The organism is Spirochaeta thermophila DSM 6578 (assembly GCF_000184345.1).
Lineage (GTDB): Bacteria > Spirochaetota > Spirochaetia > Winmispirales > Winmispiraceae > Winmispira > Winmispira thermophila.
Genome location: NC_017583.1, coordinates 191,707 through 209,750, shown reverse-complemented (window position 1 = coordinate 209,750; position 18,044 = coordinate 191,707). Strand labels below are relative to the sequence as shown.

The 18,044-nt window shown below is 63.5% G+C and carries 16 protein-coding genes, 2 tRNA genes and 1 riboswitch; of the genes, 10 read left to right on the top strand and 8 right to left on the bottom strand.

Annotated features, from left to right (window positions below):
* Window positions 1–47 precede the first annotated feature (47 nt).
* Both SPITH_RS00825 and SPITH_RS00820 read right to left on the bottom strand, forming a co-directional pair.
* Window positions 48–1,388, bottom strand: coding sequence for a hypothetical protein (locus tag SPITH_RS00825; protein WP_014623855.1), 1,341 nt, complete (start codon window positions 1,386–1,388; stop codon window positions 48–50).
* A 168-nt stretch (window positions 1,389–1,556) separates the two neighbouring features.
* On the bottom strand, window positions 1,557–2,615 hold the full coding sequence (locus SPITH_RS00820) for a mannose-1-phosphate guanylyltransferase (protein WP_014623854.1): 1,059 nt from the start codon (window positions 2,613–2,615) through the stop codon (window positions 1,557–1,559).
* Window positions 2,616–2,764: 149 nt separating this feature from the next.
* Here SPITH_RS00820 and ilvE point away from each other — a divergent pair, with 149 nt between their 5' ends.
* Window positions 2,765–3,859 (top strand): branched-chain-amino-acid transaminase, encoded by a 1,095-nt coding sequence (ilvE, locus tag SPITH_RS00815; protein ID WP_014623853.1) that lies wholly within the window; start codon window positions 2,765–2,767, stop codon window positions 3,857–3,859.
* A 69-nt stretch (window positions 3,860–3,928) separates the two neighbouring features.
* Here ilvE and flcA read toward each other — a convergent pair whose 3' ends face one another.
* Window positions 3,929–6,823 carry a periplasmic flagellar collar protein FlcA gene (gene flcA, locus SPITH_RS00810; RefSeq protein WP_014623852.1) on the bottom strand — a complete coding sequence of 965 codons (2,895 nt, stop codon included), beginning with the start codon at window positions 6,821–6,823 and terminating at the stop codon, window positions 3,929–3,931.
* An 88-nt stretch (window positions 6,824–6,911) separates the two neighbouring features.
* On the opposite strand from flcA, the gene SPITH_RS00805 reads away from it, so the two are divergent.
* From SPITH_RS00805 to SPITH_RS00795, 3 genes are all read left to right on the top strand, one after another.
* Window positions 6,912–7,634 carry an early set domain-containing protein gene (locus tag SPITH_RS00805; protein WP_014623851.1) on the top strand — a complete coding sequence of 241 codons (723 nt, stop codon included), beginning with the start codon at window positions 6,912–6,914 and terminating at the stop codon, window positions 7,632–7,634.
* Window positions 7,635–7,673: 39 nt separating this feature from the next.
* A tRNA-Arg gene (locus tag SPITH_RS00800) sits at window positions 7,674–7,747 on the top strand.
* 13 nt (window positions 7,748–7,760) lie between these two features.
* Window positions 7,761–7,834 (top strand) — tRNA-Arg (locus tag SPITH_RS00795).
* Window positions 7,835–7,887: 53 nt separating this feature from the next.
* On the opposite strand, the gene SPITH_RS00790 is transcribed toward SPITH_RS00795, so the two are convergent.
* On the bottom strand, window positions 7,888–8,109 hold the full coding sequence (locus SPITH_RS00790; protein ID WP_014623850.1) for a YgaP family membrane protein: 222 nt from the start codon (window positions 8,107–8,109) through the stop codon (window positions 7,888–7,890).
* Window positions 8,110–8,200: 91 nt separating this feature from the next.
* Window positions 8,201–8,286, top strand: a riboswitch (ZMP/ZTP riboswitch).
* A gap of 24 nt (window positions 8,287–8,310) precedes the next feature.
* Between SPITH_RS00790 and SPITH_RS00785 the strand changes: the two genes are divergently transcribed.
* Complete coding sequence (locus SPITH_RS00785; protein ID WP_014623849.1) at window positions 8,311–9,819, top strand: glycine hydroxymethyltransferase; 1,509 nt, start codon at window positions 8,311–8,313, stop codon at window positions 9,817–9,819.
* Window positions 9,820–9,834: 15 nt separating this feature from the next.
* Here the strand turns inward: SPITH_RS00785 and SPITH_RS00780 are convergent, their stop codons facing one another.
* A complete protein-coding gene (locus SPITH_RS00780; RefSeq protein ID WP_014623848.1) occupies window positions 9,835–10,362 on the bottom strand; it encodes a nitroreductase family protein in 528 nt (175 codons plus the stop codon).
* Between the two features lie 51 nt (window positions 10,363–10,413).
* Here SPITH_RS00780 and SPITH_RS12695 point away from each other — a divergent pair, with 51 nt between their 5' ends.
* From SPITH_RS12695 to SPITH_RS00755, 5 genes are all read left to right on the top strand, one after another.
* Entirely contained in the window at window positions 10,414–11,058 is a 645-nt protein-coding gene (locus SPITH_RS12695) for an NUDIX hydrolase (protein WP_014623847.1), read from the top strand.
* A 41-nt stretch (window positions 11,059–11,099) separates the two neighbouring features.
* Entirely contained in the window at window positions 11,100–13,493 is a 2,394-nt protein-coding gene (locus tag SPITH_RS00770; RefSeq protein ID WP_014623846.1) for a Lon protease family protein, read from the top strand.
* A 104-nt stretch (window positions 13,494–13,597) separates the two neighbouring features.
* Window positions 13,598–15,091 carry an HDOD domain-containing protein gene (locus tag SPITH_RS00765; RefSeq protein ID WP_014623845.1) on the top strand — a complete coding sequence of 498 codons (1,494 nt, stop codon included), beginning with the start codon at window positions 13,598–13,600 and terminating at the stop codon, window positions 15,089–15,091.
* 72 nt (window positions 15,092–15,163) lie between these two features.
* Window positions 15,164–15,397, top strand: coding sequence for a glutaredoxin family protein (locus SPITH_RS00760; protein WP_013312982.1), 234 nt, complete (start codon window positions 15,164–15,166; stop codon window positions 15,395–15,397).
* Window positions 15,397–15,813 carry an OsmC family protein gene (locus SPITH_RS00755; protein ID WP_013312981.1) on the top strand — a complete coding sequence of 139 codons (417 nt, stop codon included), beginning with the start codon at window positions 15,397–15,399 and terminating at the stop codon, window positions 15,811–15,813. Before SPITH_RS00760 ends, SPITH_RS00755 begins: the two co-directional genes overlap by 1 nt.
* On the opposite strand, the gene SPITH_RS00750 is transcribed toward SPITH_RS00755, so the two are convergent.
* Genes SPITH_RS00750 through SPITH_RS00740 form a run of 3 tightly spaced genes read right to left on the bottom strand, consistent with a single transcriptional unit; the run spans window position 15,797 to window position 18,043 of the window.
* The gene (locus SPITH_RS00750; protein WP_014623844.1) at window positions 15,797–16,594 is read right to left on the bottom strand and encodes a TrmH family RNA methyltransferase; all 798 of its coding nucleotides are present in this window, start codon (window positions 16,592–16,594) and stop codon (window positions 15,797–15,799) included. The genes SPITH_RS00755 and SPITH_RS00750 overlap by 17 nt on opposite strands.
* A 2-nt stretch (window positions 16,595–16,596) precedes the next feature.
* A complete protein-coding gene (locus SPITH_RS00745) occupies window positions 16,597–17,736 on the bottom strand; it encodes an iron-containing alcohol dehydrogenase (protein WP_014623843.1) in 1,140 nt (379 codons plus the stop codon).
* Window positions 17,737–17,758: 22 nt separating this feature from the next.
* A complete protein-coding gene (locus SPITH_RS00740; RefSeq protein ID WP_014623842.1) occupies window positions 17,759–18,043 on the bottom strand; it encodes a flagellar biosynthesis anti-sigma factor FlgM in 285 nt (94 codons plus the stop codon).
* Between the last annotated feature and the right edge of the window lies 1 nt (window position 18,044).

The following is an 18,044-nucleotide window of genomic DNA, read 5'->3' as shown; positions in this document are numbered from 1 at the left end:
GAGCGCCCTGCTCCTGCAGGGCGCTCACACATTATCTGCTACTGGAATTAGTAGCTGATCTTGATAGCGAAGGTGATCTCACCGAGGCGAGCACCAGAATCGTTAGCAAACACGTCAGCAGTGTAATCAGCCGCAGACTCCTCGTGAGTGAGGTCGCCCGAGGCATACTTGAGGGTGAAGGTGGTGTTCTGCACCGCAGTGATGTCAGTTCCTACCTGCATCATGAAGTCAGACTGGTCATCACCACTTACGCCCTCGGTAAGGGTCTGCTCATAGATCACACCAACGAAGGGCTTCGCAACCCCAAGCCCAGCACTGAGATCAGCTTTCAGAGCGAACGCAGAGGCTTCCGTATCGGTATCCATCATTCCATACTCACCATTGAGGCTCACATCTACCACAGGGATCATACCGCCATCAGAGACGGAACCCTTCACAAGGAGCTTGTACTGGTTCTCAGCAGGAATTACGTAAAGCACATTCACACTAGTGCTGAGCCCATTGTACCCCACGCTCAGACCACCAAGGATATCGTGGGCAAGCGCATCTCCCTTCTTCACAAGATCATACGCCACAGAGGGAGTAATGGAGAGCCCCTCGCCCACAGAAGCGGCATAAGAGGCATTCACACCAACAGCAAGGGGATTGTCAGCATCTTCGCCGATGCTTCCACCGTTGTTACCAAACAGACCACTCACGTTAACACCAAGCGTCGCACCAGCCACACTTACAGAGACTTCACCAGCAACCAACCCAGCATTCTCAGAGTCGCCATTCCAGTCGTCCTCAGTACCGAGCGTCACCGACGCATCCACCACATCGGTGTCCACGCCAAGGGTGAGGTTGTTGTAATCATTATCTTCGAAGCTGGAGGCTGCCACATCGTTGCCACCGAATGCTTCTTCCTTGATAAAGTCAGGATCAAGGGAAGCCTTATCGATGTCAGCACCCTTAGTGGTAATGAGGAGGTAGGCAGGCCCCATCATGAGCTTGGCGGTGATGCTGGGAGGCGTGATCACAAAGTCGCTCTTAGCCTTGATGGAATCCACACCAAGATTATTTTTCACGCTGTCGGTAACATCATTATCATCGGCATCGTAGAACACCACGTCCTCTTCTACGATGTTGTTCCCAGCCTTTGCCGAGAAGCCGGAGAGGGAGATCCAGCCGTACACGGTGCCTTCACCGCCCTTTTCCTCGCTTCCCTCAACAAAGGTGATGGTAAGATCAGCACTGGTCTCGTTCTTGATTCCGAACGTCTTACCATCGAGATCGTACCCTATGGTTGCAGTGGCGCTTCCGCTTATAGAGTAGTCCACCTGACTGTCAGCAAAGGCATACCCTACCACCAGCGCCATTGCAAGAAGGAGCAGTAATCCTCTCTTCATAGCAAGTTCCCTCCTTGCACAAAGTTTGGAGTCGCGAGGGGGACGATCGAAGATCGTCCTTATCCTCTTTAGCGCTCATTATATCCGTGCACGCTCTCAGTTGTCAAGGTTTTTTCACTGCGAAAACAAATCTTTTTCGCTCCACCACATTCGGGAGGAGCCGTTCCTTCACTCTTCCCACCCTTTTCCCTCCTCCTTCATCCGCTCCACCGCCTTCTTCACGAGCTGCCCCCGCCCCTTCCTGAGCACCAGTATCCGGCCGTTCCTGCAGGACACCACCAGGTCCTCCACCCCGCAGAGCACCACCGGCAGGTCGCTCACCACGGTACATCCTTCCGACTCCACCTCGAGGACCTCGCCCAGGTGATCGCCCAACCAGGCCGCATACTCCTCCCAGCTCCCTATGTCGCTCCAGGAGAAGCGTGCGGGCACCATGGCGGCCCGTTCGGTCCGCTCCATGAGGGCGTAGTCTATGGAGTCGGCGGGAATGCGGGCGTAGACCTCCTCGAGGACATCCCCCCTCACAGGTCCCTCTGCAAGGTCGAGTGCCCCGAGCCCCGTCTCGAGGAAGGGCCGGGCGATCCGGGGGGCGTAGCGCTCCATCTCATCGAGGAACACGTCACGCCTGAACACGAACATCCCCGAGTTCCAGTAGTAGGTCCCCTCTTCCACGTAGCGTCGTGCCGTGGCCTCATCGGGCTTCTCGGTGAACGACTCCACGAGAAACCCTCCTTTATAAGGCGCGCCCACGTGGATGTACCCGTATCCCGTCTCGGGACGCACGGGGGGTATCCCGAAGGTCACATGGTAGCCATCGCGGGCGATCTCCACGGCCCTCTCCACATCCTCCACGAAGGACTCGAGCGGCCTCACCAGGTGGTCCGCCGTGAGCACCACCATCACCCCTTCCGTCGCCTTCATGAGGGTTGCGGCGCACATCACGGCCGGGGCGGTGTTCTTCCCCTCAGGTTCCCCCACCAGGACGGTCGCCGCCTGCTGTTCCCGGGGAAGCGCCCCCATCACCTCCTGTGAGGCCTCCAGGTAGCGGTCTCCGGTCACCACGATCACACCCTCTCTCGGAGCAAGGGCCCAGGCCCGCAGGAGGGCTTCCTCGAGGAGTGTCCTCCCTCCTTCCACCGTGAGGAACTGCTTGGGATGGGCCTCGGTCGAGGCAGGCCAGAGCCTCGTGCCCTTCCCTCCGGCGAGTACGACCACCACGTCCACCATACGACACCTCCTCGTCGCTCATGTGCTCTCACCTCAAGACTACCTTTTTTTCGGACTCGAGACCACCCCGGAGGAGGATTCTCCTTGACGCATCCCCTTCTCCGGCATACAATTCATGCTATCCTCCATCGTTAAGGAGCACGGGATCCATGGCAAAGAGCTTCAGCCTCTCCCTCTACCCTTGGGTGTACAAGGCCCAACACCAACCCGACGGCTCGTGGCAGGAAGCATTCGAGGCGAAGGTGCACCTCGCCCCCGAGGCCGAGGCGGCACTCCCCCACGAGGGGAGGATGGCCCTCCTCGCGAGGCGCAACTCCTTCCCCGACCTCCCGCTCGTCAACTACAGCACCCAGTACGGATTCTCGGTTTTCGAGGGCCTCAAGGCCTTTCCTCAGAAGGACGGCTCGCTCAAGCTCTTCAGACCCGACGAGAACGCCCGACGCATGCGCCGCTCCATGGAAGGCCTCAAGATGCCCGGCTTCCCCGAGGAGCTCTTCGTCCTCGCGGTGAAGGAGGTGGTGCGTCGGAACAAGGAGCTGGGATTCTATCCCCGCTACAACCCCGAGTGGGAGAAAGACGGTTTCCTCTCGGGCCACGCGGTCTACATACGACCCTTCTCCTACACCGAGCCGGGAATCGGGCTCGACCTCTCGCACCACCCCTGGGTGGTCATCATCACCACACCGGTGGGCGCCTACTTCGAGGGACCGAACAACAAGGCCGTCACCACCGACAGGATACGCGCCACCCCCAAGGGTACCGGATGGATCAAGTGCTCCGCGAACTACGTGATTCCCACGCTCGTCAAGAAGGAAGCGAACGAACAAGGCTACATGGAGGCGATCTTCCTCGATGCCCGCGAGCAGCGATACGTGGAGGAAGGCTCCTCCTGTAACATCTTCTTCTACCTGAAGAACGGCACCCTCGTCACGCCCGAGCTGGGAGACACCATCCTTCCCGGTATCACGAGAAAGAGCGTGCTCGCCCTCGCAACACACATGGGCATCCCCACCGAGGAGCGCAAGATCTCCATAGACGAGGTCCTTTCCGAGGCAAAGGAGGTCTTCGTCACGGGGACGGCTGCGGGCATCTCCTACATCGAGTCGATCACCCACGAGGGGAAAACCGCGGTCTTCAACGACGGGAAGATGGGGGAAGTGACCCGAACCCTGCTTCTCACCCTGAAGGGGATCCAGTACGGAGCGAAGGAGGATCCCTTCGGCTGGATGGTCCCCGTGGAGTGATGAGGCCGGACCTCCGATTCCCGAAACCGAGACCGGGGCGAGACCCCGGCGTGTGCATGGTTCTACCCTCTACGGACCCGAGAGCCCCCGGGCCTTCACATCCACGGGAAGGCTCCGGTAGATGGCGAGGGGAAGCTGAGCAAACGGCACGGTGGGATGGAGGATGGCGTCCATGTTGAGGTAGGCGAGGTTCACCGCTCCGGCCCGCTCCATGGTCTCGGGATCGCGGTAGAGGTTGACGAAGAGCTCCTGGGCGTCGGTGAGGAAGGTGAGGGCCTCAGGATAGGCGGGGTGTCCTTCTCTCCCTCCGGATCTCTTGAAGAGCGTCACCCCCAGGTTGTTCTCCACCCTGATGATGCCCTCGACCAGAGCCCGGTGGTCGGGATTCTCGTCCACCCTGAGGGCCGGAAGGGCGGCCTTCTCCCGTTCCAGCATGTCGAGGAGACGCCGGTAGTAGCCTTCGGCGGCCGTGTAACTGGCCTTGAAATAGAGCGCGTTGGCCAGGGCGAAGAGCACCACCCGGTTGTTCCTGAAGGCTTCCTCGGACTTCGCGAACTCCGTGAGTGCCCTGTCGTAGAGCCCCTTGCGGTAGAGCAGCCGCCCTTTCTTGTACGCGTTCTCCGGTGTCACGTAGCCATGCGATTCGGCCGTCTCGTAGAGGGTGAGCGCGGTCTCCTCTTCGGCCGAGTGGTAGTAGTAGATATCAGCGAGGGAGGCATAGATGCTGCCGAAGCGGGCGGAGCGTCTGAGAAGCCTCGATGAGAGGGCCTGCTCGTAGAGCCGTATGGCGTCCCGGTAGGCGTCCTCCGCCGAGAGGAGTTCCCCCTGACCGTAAAAGAGATCCCCCTGCCGCCGGTAGGTATCAACGAGCTGGGCTGTCTGGCGGCGTGTACGCATCGGGAGGTCTTCGAGGAGGAGGCGGGCAGCCTGGAGGGCCTTGGCCTCGTCGGCCGGGCGCTCCACTATCCTGAAGTACCGGGCGAGCTGGTAGTGGACCTCCGGATGGGGGTCCTGGATCTCTCTCGCCCTGAAGAGGACGTCCCGGACCCTGTCGATACGGTTCCTGTCGATGAGATATCCCCCCGCCCGGGCGAGCTCGCCCGCATCGACCACGAGCTTCGGACGCTCCAGGATGTACTCCACCAGCTGCTCCACGTGGGAGAGGTTGTCGACATCGGTCCTCCCCAGTTCCGCCGCCTTCTCCTCCTGGTGCACGAAGTACATCAGCATGCGCTGGACGATCGGGGCCCTGCTCCCGTGATACTCCATGGCCCGGGCATACATCTTGCGGGCTTCCTCGAACCTGTCGAAGTCCTCGGCTCCTCCCTCGTCGGCCCATCTGAGGAAATTGTCCCCACGGGCGAGGAGCACGTCGAGATCCTTCAGGTTCTCGAGCCGGAGGTACCGCTCGAGGGGCAGGTCGGCCTTCTCGTAGTTGGCGAGCACCCTGCTCTCGAACTCCGCGTACTCGAGCGTGGCCTCCTTGTCCAGCGGATAATAGGCGAGGAGTTGTTCGTACTTCTCCTCGGCGAGGGGATACTGTCTCATCTCGGTATAGGCCCGTGCGTATCTGAAGAACCACCCCTTCATGCGCCACAGCCGGAGTCCCTGCTCGAACCTGAGGAGTGACGCGTCGTACTCCTCCTGGAAGATCTGCCTGTAGCCCTCGGTGTAGAGGAGGTGAGCCCTGATCGGACGGTAGACGAACTGGAATACCACGGCCGTGAGACCTGCGAGGATGAGGGTGCCCACCAGCACGGCCCTCACCACAGGGAGGAGGCGGTACCTCACGAGATACCAGAGCCCGCCCTTCGCCTCCTCGAATTCGGCCCCCGTACCCCGCTCATAACGGGCCGGTATCCGTATGCGCTTGCCCGTGAGGCGACCCACGAAGGCCGCGAGCGCCCGGGGAGACTCCCCTTCGACGAGCATCCTCACGAGCCGCTCCAGGTCTTCCCCACCTACCTTCGCCTCGGCCACCAGGGACTCGATCTCCATCTTCAGGTTCCGAGGCAGGGAGAAGAGGTGCTCCTGCAGGCGTCTGAACTCCTGCTCGGTGAGGCCGAATCCCGTCTCGGGGAGCTCTTCCACGGCCTCGGGGGTGATGGCTATGGCGGGGTTGAGGGATTCCTCCTCGGCCACGAGCCCCGGCTCCTCCTCCACCACGCCGAATTCCTCACCCAGATCCCTGAGGCTGAACTCTTCAACCTCTATGTCCTCGGGGAATTCCTCGGCGAGGAGGGCCTCCTCCTCCAGGGCGAGATCCTCGGGGGACGGCACCGGAGGGGCTTCTTCTTCCGGGGACCCCGGTGTGACTTCTCCCTCGTCTTCGGTGAAATCGAGGGAAAGGCCGAGATCCTCGTCGGGCTCCGGAAGTGCCTCCCCGGGTTCCTCCTCGAGCTCATGGAAATCAGGGAGTACGAATTCCTCCCTCCCCTCCCCGGCCGGCTCCCCACCTGCCAGATCCTCCACCGGTGGAGTCGCCTCAGCGTCCTCCGGCGACACCCCTTCCAGTCCTTCGACAGACGGGGCCGCCTCCTCCGGCCCTTCCTCTCCGAGTTCTGGAAGCTCTTCGAGCACTCCCAGGTCCTCACCGGCAGGAGTCTCTTCCTCCCCGAGATCGAAGAGACCCTCGGGAAGCTCCTCCGGGAGGTCGGCCTGCGGCATCTCTCCCTCGAGATCCTCCTCGAGAGGCTCGAAACCGAGCGCCTCGAAGGCATCCCCCTCGGACTTCTCTTCCTCAGGCTGCTCGTCCCCGAACCTCGAGAGAAGCCCCTCTATCGACTCCTCCCCTTCACCGGCACGCTCCTCTTCCTCCCCCGTCCGCGAGACCGGCACGTGGACCTCGGGCTCCACCGGGGGAGGGATCTCCACCGTCTCCCCCCATTCGTCGAGCACCCGGGGCTCTTCCCTGAGCTTGAGGAGTTCCCGGCCAAGCCGTTCTATGTCACGTTCTTCAGGCATCGTCCCTCTGTATATGAGTCGGCCGTTATGGGCCTGGGATAAAACCCTTTACTTCGCCGCCCCATCTTCCGAATACTGTAGCAGAAAGATGGAAAAAAGCAAATTCATCCTGGCGGGTGTGTGCCTCCTCTGTTTCGGCCTTTCACTCTCCTCCCAGGACCTCGGATTCATCGTCGAGGACAAGGACCTCCACCTCTACCTCCTCGATCTCAAGGAGGCAAGACCTCCGCACACGAAGAAGAACCGCCTCGTCTTCACCTTCCAGGGGAGCACGCGGACGAGGAGCGTGGGCATCGCCTTCTCCTTCGAACGTTTCCGAACCGTTCACCTCATGGCCCGTAACCCCTCCCGCATCTTCTTCTATGTCCTCGATCCACCGGAGGACCGATTCACCTACCGCCTCGTGGTCGACGGCGTGTGGATGGCGGACCCCTCCAACCCCGTAGTCGTGGAGGACGAAGACGGCGTGCGCCTCTCACTCGTATCCCTGCCCCCTCGTCCAGCAGAGGAAGCAGGGCCGGTCCCGCTGGAAGGGGAGATCGCATTCCTCTTCAGGTACACACCGGGCAGACGGGTCTTCCTGGTGGGCGAGTTCTGCAACTGGGACCCGTTCCTCCTCCCCATGGAAGAGGTGGAGCCCGGACTCTACCGGAAGACCCTCTCCCTCCCTGCAGGGACCTATGCCTACTACTTCCTGGCCGACGGGAAGCGCATCGCCGATCCCGAGAATCCGCGTCGGGTGTATCTGGACGCGATCCCGGTGTCGCTCGTGGAGGTGCCGCCCCGCATATCGGCCCGGCTGCAAGATTGACACAATCCCTTCGATATGGATACTATATAGAGACGGAATGCCCCGGTAGCTCAGTCGGATAGAGCGACTCCCTCCTAAGGAGTAGGTCATGCGTTCGAATCGCATCCGGGGTAGGAGCAAAGACATGCCCCGGTAGCTCAGGTGGATAGAGCGACTGCCTCCGGAGCAGTAGGTCGGACGTTCGAGTCGTCTCCGGGGTATGGCACAGCCCCTCCCGACAGGGAGGGGCTGTTTCAGATGCCCGCGAGCGCCTTCAGGTCTTCGAGGGGTCTGTCCCCTCCTTACGAGGACAGGTGGAGACCCCGAAGAGGGTGTAGAGCCCGCAGAAGCCCACCGCTCCCGTCACGAGGGAGACGGCCCCGATGACGGCGAGCCACCAGTAGGCCCCACCCCGGACGAAGATCCCCAGGCCGATGAGCACCAGGCCCAGCACCACCCTGATGATCCTGTCGATCGTTCCCACGTTTCCTTTCATGTCTCGCTCCTCAAAATATGGTCTTTTACTAATATACTCAGCATCCACGGCGTCGTCTGCCTTCATTGACACCTCCCTGCACTTCCCGCGATAATGAGCCGACGACTGGCGCCCTCCGAGGCGGAATCGACCGCCGGGAAGTCTTTTCCTCCCCTGTCGCGCGCCTGGGCAGGGGGATATACCACGCATCTGGAGGGAAGCATGTCCCAGACACTGCTCGCTTCATACCTTACGACTCATCCGCAGGCCGCCTCCAACCCCGAGATGGTGGGTTTCGTGGCCCAGCTCGAGGTGATCATCCGGACTGCGCCGGAAGTGGCCCGGGCGATCGTGAAGGAACTGCGGGATCAGCGGCGAAACATCAAGCTCATCGCGAGCGAGAACTACTCCTCGCTCGCCACGCAATTCGCCATGGCGAACCTCTTCACCGACAAGTACGCCGAAGGGTACCCCGGCCACAGGTTCTATGCCGGTTGCGACAACGTGGACGAGGTGGAGAGCCTCGCCTGTGAGGAGGCGAAGGCCCTCTTCGGTGCCCAGCACGCCTATGTCCAGCCTCACAGCGGGGCAGACGCCAATCTGGTGGCCTTCTGGGCCGTGCTCCAGTGGAAGGTCCAGGCCCCGGCCCTGGAGAAGCTGGGCAAGAAGAACCTCTATGACCTCTCGAAAGAGGAGTGGGAGGCCCTGCGAAAGGAGCTCGGCAACCAGCGGCTCCTGGGACTCGACTACTACTCGGGAGGGCACCTCACCCACGGGTACCGCTACAATGTCTCGGCCCAGATGTTCGAGGCCTACTCCTACGGCGTGAACCCGGAGACAGGGCTCCTCGACTACGATGAGATCGCCCGCCTCGCACGGGAGATTCGTCCTCTCATCCTCCTCGCGGGGTACAGCGCCTATCCAAGAAAGATCGATTTCGCCCGACTGCGAGAGATCGCCGACGAGGTGGGGGCCGTCCTCATGGTGGACATGGCGCATTTCGCAGGCCTCGTGGCGGGAGGCGTCTTCGAAGGCCCCTACAACCCCGTGCCCCACGCCCACATCGTCACCTCCACCACCCACAAGACCCTCCGCGGGCCTCGGGGGGGCATCGTCCTCTGCGTGAAGGAGCTCGCCGAGTTCGTGGACAAGGGGTGCCCCATGGTCCTCGGCGGTCCGCTCCCCCACGTGATCGCGGCCAAGGCCGTGGCCCTGAGGGAGGCGCGGAGCCCTGCCTTCCGAGAGTATGCGCACAAGATCGTCGAGAACGCCCAGGCCCTCGCCGCCTTCCTCCAGGAGGAGGGCATCACCGTAGCCACGGGCGGCACCGACAACCACCTCATGCTCATCGACGTGCGACCCTTCGGGATCACCGGCCGCCAGGCAGAGGCGGCGGTGAGGGAGTGCGGCATCACCCTCAACCGCAACGCCCTCCCCTACGATCCCAACGGCCCCTGGTACACGAGCGGGCTCCGCATAGGCACCCCCGCCGTCACCACCCTCGGGATGGGCAGAGAAGAGATGAGGGAGATCGCCCGGATCTTCAAGCTCATCCTCACCCACGTGAGCCCCGAAGTAAAGGACGGATCCCCCAGCAAGGCACGCTACCACCTCGATCCTGGGGCAAAGGAAGAGGCCCGCTCCCGGGTGGAGGCCCTCCTCTCCCGCTTCCCCCTCTACCCCCGGCTCGACCTCGCCTTCCTGGAGGAAGCCCTCGGCCTGCAGGGCTGACCCCTGCAGGCCCCCCTACTCACCCGGCCGCCACCCCCTCCCCCACCGCCCGTGGAAGACCCGCCCGTCCATCCACCCCTCGTGCGGCCGCTTCGTCTCCGCAGGATAGCCAAGCACCACCAGCGAGAACGGCACCACCTCGGGCGGAAGGCCACACACCTCGCGAAGGACCCCCATCCGGTCCTCGTGGGGGAAGAGCCCCACCCACACACTCCCCAGCCCCAGCTCCGTGGCAGCGATGAGCATGTTCTCCGTGGCCGCAGAGAGATCCTGCGGCAGGAAGTCCGGCTCCTTCATCCCCTCCGGGATCCCGCACACCAGCACCGCCACCGGCGCCTCCCTGCACATCGCCGCATACCCATGCCGCCGCGCGATCTCCTCCAGGGCCGCAGGATCATCGATCACCACGAAGGCCCACGGCCTGCCGTTCCACGAGCTGGGAGCCGCCATCCCCGCCCTCAGGACCTCCTTCAGGACCCCATCCGGCACGGGATCGGGCCGGTACCTCCGGATACTCCTCCTCGCGAATATCGCATCGAGCATCGCGCACCTCCTTGCCTGTTTTCCAGGATTGTACCATAGTTTTCCCCGAATATGGAGGACTTCCCCCTTCCCGGCACCCCCTGCACCCCCGACGCCCCTCCCTCCCCCCTCATCCTCAACGCCCCCGACTTCACCCAGGCCGCCGTCCTCGTCCCCTGCATCCCCACCCCCACCGGCTGGCACATCGGCTTCGAGGTCCGGGCGCACGGTATCCCCCAGGAAGGGGAGATCTGCTTCCCCGGAGGCCTCGTCGAGCCCCACGACCCCTCCCCCCTTCACACCGCCCTCAGGGAGACCGGGGAGGAACTCGGCATCCCCGGCTCCCGCATCCCCCACATCCGGTACGCAGGCGCCTTCCTCTCGGCGAGCGGCAGGCTCATCCACGTCTTCCCCGCCCTCGTCCCCTCGTGGCACGAGGCGCACCCCTCCCCGGACGAAGTCTCCCACCTCTTCACCCTCCCCCTCTCCTGGCTCCACACCACCCCTCCCCGCATCCACCACGTCCGCCTCACCCTCCACCCACGCGAAGGCGGGACCGAACTCCTCCCCGCCTCCGCACTCGGCCTCCCCTCCCACTACCACACCCCCTGGAAAGGCCCCCTCAGGCCCATCTACCTCTGGCACACCCCCCACGGACCCCTCTGGGGCATCACCGCCGGCATCCTCTACCACCTCCTCCACCCTTCCAGGGGGTGATTTACTCTCGGACCCCACTTCGCTACCATAGAGGCCACACCATGCAGCACGAACCATACAGACTCTCCCCGGAAGAGGTGGGATTCTCCATCCCCGAGGAACACATCCAGGCCCTCCAGGAGGGAGTCCAGCCCGGCACCATCATCGGTCAACCCCGGGCCGTGGAGGCCCTCACCCTCGGCATACAGCTTTCAGGCAAGGGCTACAACATCTTCGTGGCAGGCCCCCCGGGCACGGGCCGGCACACCGCCATACGCCGGATCCTCGAGACCCTCTCGCCCCCCAACCGCTGGGGGAAGGACATCGCCTACGCCTACAACTTCCAGAACCCGCAAACCCCCCGCGTGCTCTACTTCCCTGCACGGACCGCCGCACGGTTCAAGCGCGCCCTCAGGCGCACCCTGGAGAAGCTCACCAAGGGCATCCGCCACAGGCTCACGAGCGAGAGCTACCTCAGGAAGAAGACCGCCCTCATGCGGGAGGTGGAAGCGGAGGAACGCAGACTCCTCGAACAGTTCCAGGAGGAACTGCGCCGCGAGGGCTTCACCATGCTCGAGCGGCCCGGTGACGGCCAGACCTTCACCGACCTCGTGCCTCTGTGGCACGGACAGCCCATCGAGTTCGACGAGCTCGCCCAGAAGGCCTCACGGGGCGAGGTACCCCACGAACTCGTCGAGGAGCGAAGGCAGAAGTACTTCCCCCTCCTCGAGAAACTCCAGGACCTCTTCGCCACCTTCGATCTCAAGCGCCTCGCCGCAGAGGAACGACTCGCCGAGATCCAGCGCACCCACGTCGCACCCGACGTGCGGGCAGAGATCCAGCGCCTCGCCGCCTCCTTCCACGCCGAGGGGCCCCTCCTCCAGCACCTCAAGGAGATGGAACGCGACGTCCTCGACCATCTTGCCGCCTTCCTCGAAGAGGACACGGCCGGCGAAGAGGACGGCATGCCCATCTCCCTCCGCTACACCATCCACATCATGCACGAGGTGGAGGATCCCGACCGGGCCCCTGTGGTCTTCGAGTCCCAACCCGACTACACCACCCTTTTCGGCACCATCGAGAGCATACCCGAGAAGGCCGGCGAGGAGCGGGCCAACTTCCTCATGATACGGCCCGGGTCCATCCTCAAGGCCAACGGCGGCTTCATCATCCTCAGGGTGGAGGACCTGCTCCGTCACGAGGAGCTGTGGGCCACCCTCAAACGCGTGCTCCTCGACGGCCGACTCGAGATCCGCACCCCTCCCGGCCCCTTCAGTGCACCGAGCGCCCTCAAACCAGAACCCATCCAGGTGGACGTGAAGGCCATCCTCATAGGCAACGAGTTCCAGTACGAGTACCTCTTCCTCCAGGACGAGGACTTCGGCAAGCTCTTCAAGATCCCCGCGGAGTTCGACACCACCATCCCCTTAAACGACCAGACGATTCGAGAGTACATCGGCTTCATACGCGCCACGTGCGAACGCAAGCACCTCCTGCCCGTGGACACCTCGGGGATCGCCGCCCTCCTCGAGTACGGCGTACGTCTCGGCGAGGAGCGCGACAAACTCACGGCCCGCTTTTCCCTCGTCACCGACATCCTCAGGGAGGCGGACCATTGGGCGCGTACCATGGGCAGCGACCACATCGACCGCCAAGTGGTCGAGGCGGTCCAGCGCCACAGGAACCACCTCTTCGGACTCCTCGAGGAGAAGATCGACGAACAGATCCTCTCGGGAGAGCTCCTCATCCAGCTCGAAGGCACGGCCGTGGGGAAGATCAACGGCCTGGTCATCCTCGACCGGGGATTCCACTCCTTCGCCAGACCAGTGCTCATCACGGCGCGCACGGCCCCCGGCACCGAAGGGATCGTGAACATCGAGCGCGAGTCCGGGCTCTCGGGCGAGCTCCACGACAAAGGGGTCTACATCATCCAGGGCTACCTCCAGAGCCGGTACGCGCGGCGCTTCCCCCTCTCCATCAAGGCGAGCATCGCCTTCGAACAGTCGTACGTGGAGATCGACGGCGATTCGGCCTCGCTCGCAGAGATGTGCGCCCTGCTCTCCGACATCGCGGGGATCCCCCTTAGGCAGGAGATCGCGGTCACCGGGTCCATCAACCAGATGGGCCAGGTGCAACCCGTGGGAGGGATCAGCGAGAAGGTGGAGGGCTTCTTCAAGGTGTGCAGGAAGAAGGGGCTCACCGGCACCCAGGGGGTCATCATCCCGCGACTCAACCTCAAGAACCTCATCCTCGAAAAGGATGTCCAGGAGGCGGTGCGCGAGGGCCTCTTTCACATCTATGCGGTGGAGACCATCGATCAGGCCATGGAGGTGCTCACCGGGATGGAGGCGGGCACTCGTACGAGCAGGGGGACGTTTGCTCCGGGGACCGTCAACGAACGCATCGAGACCAGGCTCAGGGAGATGGCCCGTGTGGTAAAGGAGTTCGGGAGCTGATTCCGAGAAAGGGACGCTCGAACCGCTCCGAAATTTTCTTGACACCGTCACCTCGAGAACCCATACTGATAAAGAAGGGGGTTCTGTATGACAAGGAGAGACTCGTGAAGAAGGCAGTCGTGGACAACTCCAAGGTACTTCAGGCGATCCGCCACAACCTGCCTGTCACCATCAAGATCCACGCGATGACGCCCGAGATCGAAGAGCGTGTGGAGGAGATCCTCGACCTCGTCCTCACCGACATAGGCAGGGAGAAGATGCGGGACGCCCTCCTCTACTGTCTCAAGGAACTCGCTGCCAACGCACAGAAGGCCAATGCCAAACGGGCCTTCTTCCACGAGCGGGGTCTCGACATAGAGGACGAGGAGGAGTACGAAGAGGGCATGCGGGTTTTCCACGAGGTCCTCTCGGAGGCCCCCCGCCACTACTTCGAGCTCCTCAAGGAGCTGGGGCTCTACACCCGCATCACCTTCCAGTTGAAGAACAACACCTTCTACCTCACCGTGGCCAACAACGCCCCCCTCCTCAAGGAGGAACAGATCCGTATCTTCGACAGGGTGGCGAGGGCGCGGCTCTTCGAGACCCTGGAGGAGGCCCTCACCACCGCCTACGACGTCACCGAGGGAGCGGGCCTGGGCATCGTGACCCTCATCATGATCCTCAAGCGACTGGGCCTCTCCGAGGAGGCCTTCGACATCGACGTGGTGGGGGAAGAGACCGTGGCCCGGCTCACCATCCCCATGGACCGGATACACCTCTCACGGCTCACGGAACTCACGGAACGGGTGGTGGGCGAGATCGAGTCCCTCCCCCAGTTTCCGGAGAACGTCCTCTATCTGCAGAAGCTCATCGACGACCCGAACAGCACGGTACAGGACATCGCCCGACAGATCTCCACGGATCCCTCGCTCACCGCCGACCTCCTCAAGGTGGTGAACTCCGCCCAGTTCATGCTGCCGAAGAAAGTGGACTCCATCCTCGAGGGGGTGAAGATTCTGGGTCTCAGGGGACTCAAGAACCTCCTCTACACCTACGGGACCCAGAAGATCCTGGGGCTCGGCACCGAGGAGCAACAGCACCTGTGGGACCACTCGCTCCGGACTGCCTACTATGCCTACAACCTCGCACAGACCGTGTTCAGGGACAAGGAGCTCATGGAGGACGTGTACGTGGGGGGCATCCTCCACGACATGGGAAAGATCGTCTTCTCCCGGGTGCACCCTACCCTCCTCGAGAAGATAGAGCTGCTCCGCAGGGAAAGGGACATTCCTCAGAACCTCCTGGAGGAACTCTACGGAGGGCTCCACCACGCCGAGATAGGGGCGCTTCTCGCCGAGAAGTGGAACTTCCCCGACCTTCTCGTCGCCGCGATACGCTTCCACCACACTCCGGAGGGCGCACCGGGTGAGATGGACCGGATCGTCCAGACGGTATACGCGGCGAATGCCATCGCCATGTTCGAGGAAGGACGGCTCACCTGGGAACAGATCGACCACGGAATCCTCTCCCGGTTCCAGATCACGGACAAGGAGGGCCTCGATCAGCTCAGACGTTCCCTGAGAAGGAGCTTCGAGCGGGAGATGAAGCGTCGGTCCTGAACCGCCTCTTGACGGCACGATGTAAATGCATCATCTTATATTAAGAAAATCTAATACAATATGGAGGAGACGATGAAGGTCGTGCTCTATACGACTCCCACGTGTGCCTACTGCAAGATGGCCAAGGACTACTTCCGGAAGAACAGGATCCCCTTCGTGGAGTACAACGTGGCCCAGGACATGCGCAGGGCCGAGGAGATGGTGCGCAAGTCGGGGCAGATGGGCGTGCCGGTCATCGACATCAACGGCAAGGTCATCGTGGGTTTCAACCTGCCCGAGATCGAACGTGCCTTGAGGAGCGCGTGATGGCGGCAAAGGTCACAGCCCGCCATACCGGGGATATGGCCTTCGACGTGGAGGTGGACGGTCACACCCTCACGGTGGACGCCCACCCGGAGTTCGGGGGAAAGGATGCGGGCCCCCGGCCCAAGAACCTCCTGCTCGCCGGGCTCGCGGGATGCACGGGGATGGACGTGGTCTCCATCCTCGGCAAGATGCGCATGCCGTACGACTCGTTCACCCTGCACATCGAGGCGGACCTCAGCGAGGAGCATCCCAAGGTCTTCACCCGGATCCACCTCGTGTACGCCTTCACCGGGGATGCGCTCGACAGGGAGAAGATCGAGAAGGCGGTGCGTCTCTCCCAGGAGAAGTACTGCGGGGTCTCGGCGATGCTGGGGAAGACGGCCCGGATCACCTACGAGATCAGGCTCGACGGGTGAGGGCCCTGCTCCAGTAGCAGAGGAGGATCCCTGCGGCCACGCTCACGTTGAGCGATCCCTTGGTCCCCACGAGGGGGATGCTCACCCTTCCCTGCGAGGACTCGGCGAGGGCAAGGAGTTCGGGGCTCACGCCGAGTTCTTCGTTTCCCACCACCACAATCCCTTGTTCAGGAAAGGTATACTCGTCCACGGGGGTGCCTCGTGTCTCCAAGACGATCACAGGGAGACCGAGGCTTCCCACCTGGTCCGGGGCGAGCCGTCGCCAGGGGAGGAGGTGCTGGGTGCCGCGGGCGGTGCGCGCGGCACGGGGATGGTCGGGTGTCGGGGTGGCGGGCGAGAGGTAGATGCCAGAGGCGCCGAAGGCCTCGGCGCTCCGGAAGATGGCGCCCACGTTGTAGGGGGAACGCAGATCTTCGAGGTAGACCCAGATGGGGAGCGAGGTGCGGGGAGGGAGCTCTCCCCGAGGCTCGGGTGAGAGGTCCCAGTCGGCGGTCCAGGTGCCGAGGAGTTCGTCGAGGAAGATCTCGGCCCTGAGGAAGGGCCGGGCGAGCGCTTCGGGGTCGGTGGTCTGGGGGAGGTAGGGGAGGAGCCCGGCGCAGGTTTCGCGGAGCGGCGCCGGGGCCTCCTCGTCCCGTGCCACGAAGGAGAGGATGTCGCGTACCATGGGCCGCACGGTCTCCCACTCGGGGGGGGAGAGGGTGCGCCAGGTGCGCAGCAGGGTGCGGAGCTTCCGCAGCCGGGCCGAGGGGGTAAGACGCGCGAACTTGCGGGGAGTGATCATGGCTAGCAGGCGGCTTCGAGGAGACCGAGGAGGAAGGCCTGGTCGGGCGAGGAGGGGAAGGCGGCGAGCTGGCGGAGGGGGTGGTCGAGGTCCCAGGCGGTACGGGCGATCTCGGGGAGGGCGGCGCGGGGGAGTTCAAGGTCGGTGAGGCGGGTGGGAAGGCCTGCGCGGGCGAGGAGGCGGCGCACGAACGATGCGGTCTCGGCGGCGGCGACTTCTGCCGCTACGCCGGTGATCCCGAGGGAGGCGGCGACTTCCTTGAGGACTTCGGGCGCGAGTTCGGCGAGCCGAGGGGCCGCGTGGACGAAGAGGAGGGCGGTGGTCCAGGAACCGGGGAGTCCGCGGCACGAGAGGGCGAGGGAGAGGAGGGTGAGGGGGCCGTCGGGGGTGAAGCGTCGGGCGAGGGCGGAGAGGAGACCTGCCTGGAGGAGGGTTGGACGGAGGGGGGATGGGTCGGGCCGGAGCACGGCGGGTTCGGCGATGCGGGAGAGGAGGCCGAGGGTGTGGGAGGCGCAGGCAGCGGCAAGGCCGGGGGGCGAGGCGAGGAGGGTCTCGGCGGCGTCGGCGAGGAGGGCGAGGAGGGTGGAGGCGGTGGCTCGGGGGGGGAGGGTGCGGGTGAGGGCAGGGTCGGCGAGGAGGAGCGAGGGGACGTGGGGAAGGGGGACGAGGAGGTGGGGGTCGGGGGGGTCCTGGACGAGGAGGACGCGGGGGGCGAAGAGGTGGGGGATGCGGGGGGTGGTGGGGAGGGCGACGAGGGGGAGGGGGTGGGGGGGGACGGACCGGGGAAGGGTCTGGAGGAGGTCGAGGTCGCCGCGGGTGGCGGAGAGGAGACGGGCGGTGCGGAGGGCGGTGGGCCCGCCGAGGACGACCACCACCTGGGCGCGCGAGGCCGAGAGGATGCGGCCGATGCGCACCAGGTCGTGGAGAGAAGTGGTGTGCGAGATCTCGTGAAAGAGCACGGCCTCGACGCGGGAGGCCTTGAGCAGCTGGACTACAGGGATGTGCAGGTCGTGTTCCACCACCACGGGGTCGGCGAGCACAAAGGCACGGTCACCCATCCCTGCAACGAGGGGTCCCAGCCGCGAGAGTGCATCCGTTCCTTCTATGATGGTGAAGGGAAACTCTAGTTCTCGATAGGTCACGGTATGCCCCGGGGAAGAGGGCCTAGAGGCCGAACATCTTGAGGACCCTGTCGGCCACCACTTCGATCACCTTGTCGTCGATATAGGAGGGGTCTTCGAGCTTCTTCCTGATCTCCTCGATTCGATCCTGTCGAATGTCCGGAGCCTGTTTCACCAGTTCGATCGACTTGTGCAGTTCCGCGCGGAACTTCGCCTCTTCCGAGAGGGTGATGCTGTCGCCTTCCTGTTTCTTCACCACCTTTTCGGTCTTCTGGGTCTTGAGGTATCGCCCGATGGGATCGACAGGTCCGGTTCGTTCGACTGTCATG